The following is a 5739-nucleotide window of genomic DNA, read 5'->3' as shown; positions in this document are numbered from 1 at the left end:
CATCTTTAATCAGTTTATTAAAATTACAATACAAAGATGCGGTAATTTACCGTCTAAACCTCCTTGTCTACCGACGTAGGAGGTTTAGTTCAACACTGTATATACAAAATGGGCGATAAAGTACTAATTTCAAGGGTTGTAGCCCGTTTTAATTTTCACGGTTTGATAAGTTTGAAGCTCGCAATCGCCCGCATTTGCATATACTTTCCGTTAGACACTATTATTCCGATATAGTCGCTTATACTAACTTTAAATTGAAAAATGTGAAATTATTGATAATTAGTTTAGTGGCACAAAGGATAAAAAGGCATGATTTGAGTATCTCAGTTTTTAAATAGAAATTAATTATGTATATCATTAATGAATAAGATTGTTTTAATAGGCAATGGATTTGACCTTGCACATAAATTGGAAACTAGATATTCAGATTTTATTATTTGGTATTTAAATAGAGTTGCTCAAGAGGCGATGAAACATCGCTATTATGAAGATGCATTATTGAAAATAACAACATCTACTAATTATCATATAAATGAGTTTAAAACTATTGAAGATTTTAAATACTTTAAAGAAAAGCTTCCAGGAGTAGAATTAAGCTATAAATTATCATTAATAGAAAATATTCTCTTTGGAATTAATATCAATAATTGGGTTGATATTGAATCTTTATATTATCGTTCTTTAATTGAACTTTATAAGAAGGTTGAACATGCAAATATTCATCAATCTGAATTTATAGACATTCAAGTTGATAAACTGAATGAGGGATTTGAAGAATTAAGGTGTAATTTGATTGAATATTTATTTATTGTAGAAAAGCAAAACGATAAAATCGATGAAGAAATAGGTTCACATATAGATAGTATCTTCGAGAAGGTGAAGACTGAGGAAGAGTCTGTATATTTTTTAAATTTTAATTACACTTCAACTATAGAAAACTATCTTAAAAATAATACACAATCATATTTTGTGAATTATATACATGGAAAGTTATATGATTATGATAATCCAATTGTTTTTGGTTATGGAGATGAAATGGATTTTTATTACGATAAAATAGAAAGATTAAACTCAAATAAATTTTTGAAACATTTTAAATCTTTCAATTACCTTAAAACTATTAATTATAAACAATTCACGAAGTTTGTTGAGTCAGATATATTTGAAGTTTATATAATGGGTCATTCTTGTGGGTTATCTGATAGGATTTTATTAAGTAATATGTTTGGACATATAAACTGTGTCGATATAAAGATTTTATATTACGAATATGGTTTGGGAAAAAATGATTTTTTTGAAAAAACAATGGAAATTTCTGGACATTTTAGAGCAGATACAAGGCATAAAATGAGGAATTTAATACATTCTGAATCCGAAAGTGTGCCATTAAAAAGATTTGTAAAAGAGTAAAAAGAACAGTGCATACACACCATCATAATAGATTGATAGTTAGGTTATTGACGATGGAGAGATTAGGAGTTCAGACAAAGATAATTAACTTTGTGAAAGAATGAAAAAGCGCAACGTATCATATGTCCAATCTATTGTGTATCAAACCATAAAACGCAATTAGCATAAATAATAAATTATATAAATATGGAACTGAGCATTGCGAATATTGGACTGTTTGTCGGTATAATATCTGGAACTATAACAATTCTAGTTTTTGTGACAAAACCATTTTCCAAAATTAAAGAAGAAAATAGGAGAATCTATTCTGATTTGTTTGGGTATACTTACTCTCAGCTATTTGAATATAAAAAAACGAATGAGAGACCTAATATTAGATTTCATTCAGATGATTTTAATCCAATTGGAATATCTTCATTTTGTAATAAAACAGTGGACTTTAAAAAGAAAGGTAACAAGTTTAAAGGTATTTGTACACGTATTCGATTTCGTTGTTTGCATAACACTGCCAAGAAATTAGATGCAAAAACTGATGGATTAGGATTTGCCATGAATTCATTTGTTAATCAAGATGAGACCTATTTGAAATATTATAAAGACAATAAGAATGATTTCAAAAAGCTGAAAATAAGATTTAAAAAATTTTATTTGAGAATCCATCCGGTTTTAGACTAAATGGAATACAAATGATTGCTAAATAATAATATTATAATGGATGTAAATTGCTAATAAATGACGATTGGGGGATGTTGTTCTAATATCATTAGAAAATCAAAATGTAAAATTTGTAGTTAGATAGACCCACAAAACGCACAAATACTCTACCCTTTATATCAATAATATGAATCTTGAATTTTGGAAATTAATCATAACTGTAGCCATTCCTACAATAGGATGGATCGTTGGATATTTATTGAAACAGAAAAATGATATCGATAATGCAAAGCGGAACAAACGGATAGATTTTTTAATAAAAACATACATAAAAATAGAAAACTGTATTCAACGAAAACCCAGTCAAGTAGGAAAAGACCTAGAAGATATTGTTGCAGAAATACAATTGATGGGAAATGTACAACAGGTAAATTTAGTTAAAAAATTTGCAAACGATATTTCGGAAAAAAACAGTGCAGATCTAGAGCCACTTTTAATTTCATTAAGAAATGATTTAAGAAGAGAACTTAAGCTTGAAAAGAATAATGAAAAAATTCAATTTCTTAGAATGAGCAATAATAATTAGTTCCAAAATACGCAGGTTTATATTTATTTCAGATCAATGTGTTAATATATAAGTAGAAGTTAGTACTTTTTAGAATGAACTATTACAATGACGTTAAAATGGTTTGCCATCAGGCATACCCGGTATTGGTGATGATATACTTGGTACAATACAACAGGCACCACAATTCTCTCTACATTCCATTGGTATCTTCAATATTTAAATACTTAGCAAAGTAAGTACATAAAACTATTTTAACCATCTAATTAAGCATTTTTTTGGTTTCACTGCTTGAAGCCACAACTATTTTCTTTCCCAGTATAAAAACAGCTGTCCCTAAAAATGTACATTATTAAAAGTCGTACTACAAGCTTATGATATTTACCTTTTGTCTTCTATCTTTGCAAACCTTTTTTATACCAGAACTTGTACAAATTGGATTAAGCAACTATTAATTATTCAATCGTAACATGAAATCAGAATTAAGCCCTTCGGATGGCACACTAAATTATTCAGAAGGAGACCTTGTAAATGGATTTGTCACTGAGATTCGCGATTATGGATGCCTTGTTGAAGTTGAAAATAGTATCAAAGGCATTATATATGTTTCGGAATTGAGTTGGTTAAACCATAACATCCACCCTTCGCATTTGTTGAGTGTTGGTGATCCTATTGAGGCATATGTAATCGATTTTAATAACACAAGAAAAGATCTCTCTTTAAGCTTAAAACGATGTCAGCCCAATCCATGGGAACAGTTTGCATCCAAATATAAAGTGAAAGATACAATTACCGGAACCATCGATGGTATTACTACCATAGGTGTTTTTGTAAAATTAGATGGTGGTGTAAGCGGTCATATCTTTCCAATGGATATACAAGAACAGTTAGAAATGGAAAAACTAAGCAAAGGCGATGAGTTAGAAGTGATAATTCTTAGCATTGATAGCGACCGTGAGCGTATTTTTTTAAACCCAAGATAATTCAAAAAAGGTGCTACCTTTTTATAGAAATAGCTAGAAAAGCAAAGAATTCCCCTAATTAAGATTGCAAATAATAGGATTGCACACTGCAATATTTCATTTTGTCGGCTAAACAACACTATTGCAGGGTGCAAAACTTTTTATTGGAATCTGAATAATCATTTTTTTAAGCATAATGCTTTTGCGCATATATATTTGTGCTACCTATAAATATAATTTCTAATGCTTGCTGGTATTTTTCTATATGCCATTACTCATGCCATCATTTCAACAATCATAATATTATAATTCATATGAATTTTAGTAGAATAAGTTTCCGTTAAATTCTATCAAAGTTACTAAAGAAAATTTGCTTAAATATAGTCTCACAAAAGGAGTGACAAATGGAATATCCGTATGATAAAACTACTCACTTCTTTAATGTTGATTATAAGAAATTTTCAAAATAGGAAAATGAAATATAATAATAGAAACTTAATGATATGCCGTGATTACATATTATATTTATGAGTTTATGTTACAAAAATTATTGTATCTATTTTTAAATATGTTGTGCTTAGTTTTACAGAGAGATGCGTCTGGTTAAAGAAAAGATTGGAAAGTGTACGCAAAAAAATTTAAAATACTAGAAAATGGATTTCAAAATAATCATAATTTTAAAAAGGGACATATCAAATGGAATACTTGGGTTCTTGTTTATGCAAAGGAATTAAATTTAAAGTAATAGGTGACTTTAATAGCTTTTATTTATGCCATTGCAGATATTGTAGGAAAGACACAGGGTCTGCTCATGCTGCAAATTTGTTTTCCACCACAGCTAAACTTGAATGGATAAAAACAGAAACGAAAATTAAAATATTCCAACCACATAAGAGTAATCATGTGAAAGCCTTTTGTACAAATTGTGGTTCAGCTCTGCCCAATTTACAAATGGACGGTAAACTTTTAGTAGTTCCAGCAGGATGTTTAGATACAAAATTAGAAAAACGACCTAATGCACATATTTTTTTCTCAAACAAAGCAAGCTGGGAAGATTCGTTGGATGAAATAAATAAATTTGGACGCTTTCCAGAGTAAAAAGATTTGCTCCAGTATTTGGATACAAATAGACAACGATAAAAAACTTAATGGAGATTAATATAAAAGTAAAGTTTTAAAAAAAACAATGCACTATCTAACTTAAAATGAAAACAGTTTATAAAAACGTAATAGATATGAGAATTTAAGCCAGCACTTAAAATATTATCATGTAAGCTATATAAACGTTGTAAATAGAGAGGTGTAAAATACTATATATCTATCTAATGCAGATTTACTTGATTGATATTATCAAGTAAATCTGCATTAGAATTAGATGAAGCAAGTTTATTCAGACAGCTTGTTCTTATCAAAACTGTTTATAGTTACTGATTTTTAATTTAATTTTTCTCAGAACTTCTCTAACTCTACCATTGGTTGGATAAGTCCTGTGTTTAGTCATATTATTAAAAACTAAAGCAACAAGAAATAAGATAAAAGCTCCTGATAAAACTGGAGAAATTGCATAAAAATATCCGATAGCTTTGACTTTCTCAGTGCCAATAACTGCAATTAGTGCAGTAGCTCCGCCGGGAGGATGTAGCGTTTTTGTTAATTGCATTGCAACTATTGAAGTAGCAACAGCTAACGGTGCTGTAATCCATATTATTTCTGGTAATATTTTAAAAATGGTTACGCCAATTATTGCAGAAATAAAATGTCCTCCAATGAGATTCCGTGGTTGCGCTAAAGGACTTTCAACTGCTCCGTATATCAAAACACTAGATGCTCCAAATGAACCAATAAGAAATATATTTTCTAACTCGCTAAGATGAGTGCTTTGTATAAATGCGATTAATCCGATACCTACAAACGCACCAATAAATGACCATAGAAATTCCTTGTAATCTATTAGAGTTTCCCTGTATATTACATATTTAGAAAAGCGTATGCTTCTTTTTATCTTTCTTACAACCATAGGTATTTAATTCAATAGGAAGAAAACTCATTTCAGCGTGAATTGTTTAACTCGAATAAACATGCACACTATTTTGCGCTGCCGGAAGGTAATTGATTCCAAACCAACAAATGAGTAATACTACAAATGCC

Annotated in this window: 6 protein-coding genes; 5 read left to right on the top strand and 1 reads right to left on the bottom strand. The window is 29.4% G+C overall.

Annotated elements, in window-relative coordinates; all coding sequences use genetic code 11:
* Positions 1-360 precede the first annotated feature (360 nt).
* The 5 genes from OM075_RS24155 (at position 361) to OM075_RS24135 (ending at position 4689) form a co-directional block, all read left to right on the top strand.
* Positions 361-1410, top strand: a complete 1050-nt coding sequence (locus OM075_RS24155; RefSeq protein WP_301193130.1) for an AbiH family protein — start codon at positions 361-363, stop codon at positions 1408-1410.
* A 186-nt stretch (positions 1411-1596) separates the two neighbouring features.
* A complete protein-coding gene (locus OM075_RS24150; protein ID WP_301193129.1) occupies positions 1597-2085 on the top strand; it encodes a hypothetical protein in 489 nt (162 codons plus the stop codon).
* 166 nt (positions 2086-2251) lie between these two features.
* The gene (locus OM075_RS24145) at positions 2252-2650 is read left to right on the top strand and encodes a hypothetical protein (protein WP_301193128.1); all 399 of its coding nucleotides are present in this window, start codon (positions 2252-2254) and stop codon (positions 2648-2650) included.
* A 449-nt stretch (positions 2651-3099) separates the two neighbouring features.
* A complete protein-coding gene (locus tag OM075_RS24140) occupies positions 3100-3612 on the top strand; it encodes a S1 RNA-binding domain-containing protein (RefSeq protein ID WP_301193127.1) in 513 nt (170 codons plus the stop codon).
* A 675-nt stretch (positions 3613-4287) separates the two neighbouring features.
* The gene (locus OM075_RS24135) at positions 4288-4689 is read left to right on the top strand and encodes a GFA family protein (RefSeq protein WP_301193126.1); all 402 of its coding nucleotides are present in this window, start codon (positions 4288-4290) and stop codon (positions 4687-4689) included.
* Positions 4690-4999: 310 nt separating this feature from the next.
* Here the strand turns inward: OM075_RS24135 and OM075_RS24130 are convergent, their stop codons facing one another.
* Positions 5000-5608 carry an HPP family protein gene (locus tag OM075_RS24130; RefSeq protein WP_301193125.1) on the bottom strand — a complete coding sequence of 203 codons (609 nt, stop codon included), beginning with the start codon at positions 5606-5608 and terminating at the stop codon, positions 5000-5002.
* Positions 5609-5739 lie beyond the last annotated feature (131 nt).

The organism is Plebeiibacterium sediminum (assembly GCF_026013605.1).
GTDB lineage: Bacteria > Bacteroidota > Bacteroidia > Bacteroidales > Marinilabiliaceae > Saccharicrinis > Saccharicrinis sediminus.
The sequence above is the reverse complement of the archived record's forward strand: the minus strand, read 5'-3'. Positions and strand labels throughout refer to the sequence as shown.